Source organism: Streptomyces sp. CO7, from assembly GCF_053474865.1.
Genome location: NZ_JBRIOU010000011.1, coordinates 57,969 through 59,274, shown reverse-complemented (window position 1 = coordinate 59,274; position 1,306 = coordinate 57,969). Strand labels below are relative to the sequence as shown.

The following is a 1,306-nucleotide window of genomic DNA, read 5'->3' as shown; positions in this document are numbered from 1 at the left end:
GGACGGTGGTGCGAGGGCGCGGGGCCCGGGGGCGCGAGGGCGCGGGCGGATCAGACGGCCAGGGAGCCGTAGAGGCCGGGGCGGCGGTCCTCGAGGTAGGGGTTGACCTTGCGGGAGGCGGCCGGGAGCAGCGGGTCGACGTCGGCGAGGAGCAGTTCCTCCCCCTCGCCGGCCCGGGCCACCACGACGCCGTCCGGGGCGGCCACCGTCGAGAGCCCGACGAACCGGAACTCTCCTTCGGGGCCGGTGCGGTTGACGTACGCGACGTACATCTGGTTCTCGAACGCCCGCACCGGGACGAGGGAGTCGGCGACGAACCGGTAGGGGTGCATCAGGGCGGTGGGCACCAGGAGGAGGTCGGTGCCGGCCAGGGCGTGGGCCCGGGTGTTCTCCGGGAACTCCACGTCGTAGCAGATCAGCAGCCCCACGGTGAGCGAGCCGAGACGGGCCTGGACGACGGGGTTGTCGCCGGGGGTGAAGTGGCCGCGCTCGAAGTCGCCGTAGAGGTGCGTCTTGCGGTAGCCGGCGAGCGGGGCGCCGTCCGCGGAGATCAGTTGCACGGAGTTGTACACCTGCTCGCCGTCGCGCTCCGGGTAGCCGTAGGCGATGGCGATGCCGTGGCGGGCCGCGACGGCGGCGAGGGCCTGGGCGGACGGGCCGTCGGCGGGCTCGGCCAGCCGCGGGACGTCGTCGCCGATCGCGTAGCCGGTCAGGAACATCTCCGGTGCGGTGATGAGTTCCGCCCCCGCGCGGGCGGCGCGGGCGGCCGCGGCGTCGAGGACCCGCAGGTTCGCGTCGACCTCGCCGGGGCGGCCGGAGCTTTGGAGCAGGGCGGTGCGCATGACGGGGTCTCCGACGGGAAGGTGGGGGTGTTGAGCTGCGGTTTCGCCGCGCAGACGACAGTACGGTCCGCGGCTCGGGGCGGACAATACGCATCCGTTGCGGACAACCGCCCGAAACGTTGCGTGTTCCCCGCCCCTTCCGACGATTCGTTGCGTCCCCACCGCGGGACCCGGCGACACGGGACCAGTCCCTCACCGCGGGGCCCCGCGACGCGGGAGCAGGCCCCCCCACCGCGAGGCCCCGCGACGTGGAAGCAGTTCTTCACCGCGGGGCCCCGGTGCGGCGGATGATCAGCAGGGCCGCGGGGGCGGCGTAGGCGGTGGCGAGCAGGGCGAAGGTGAGGCCGTGCGGCAGGGACAGGACGCCGTAGGCCGCGTAGGTCGCGATCACCGCGAGGTCGGTGCCCATCCCCGCGACGGAGGGGATCGTCGCCCGCCCGGGCCCCCGGATCGCCGCCTGCAGC

General features: G+C 74.6%; 1 protein-coding gene and 1 pseudogene. Both read right to left on the bottom strand.

Annotation, left to right across the window (positions count from 1 at the left end; translation table 11 throughout):
- Window positions 1–50 precede the first annotated feature (50 nt).
- Entirely contained in the window at window positions 51–842 is a 792-nt protein-coding gene (locus ACOV8S_RS29355; RefSeq protein WP_448321516.1) for a carbon-nitrogen hydrolase family protein, read from the bottom strand.
- A gap of 262 nt (window positions 843–1,104) precedes the next feature.
- Window positions 1,105–1,306 (bottom strand): annotated as a pseudogene (locus ACOV8S_RS29350) (MFS transporter); the annotation flags it as partial.

Excerpts from the sequence above, each read along its gene's own strand:
- ACOV8S_RS29355 (WP_448321516.1), bottom strand. The coding sequence starts at position 842 with ATGCGCACCGCCCTGCTCCAAAGCTCCGGCCGCCCCGGCGAGGTCGAC.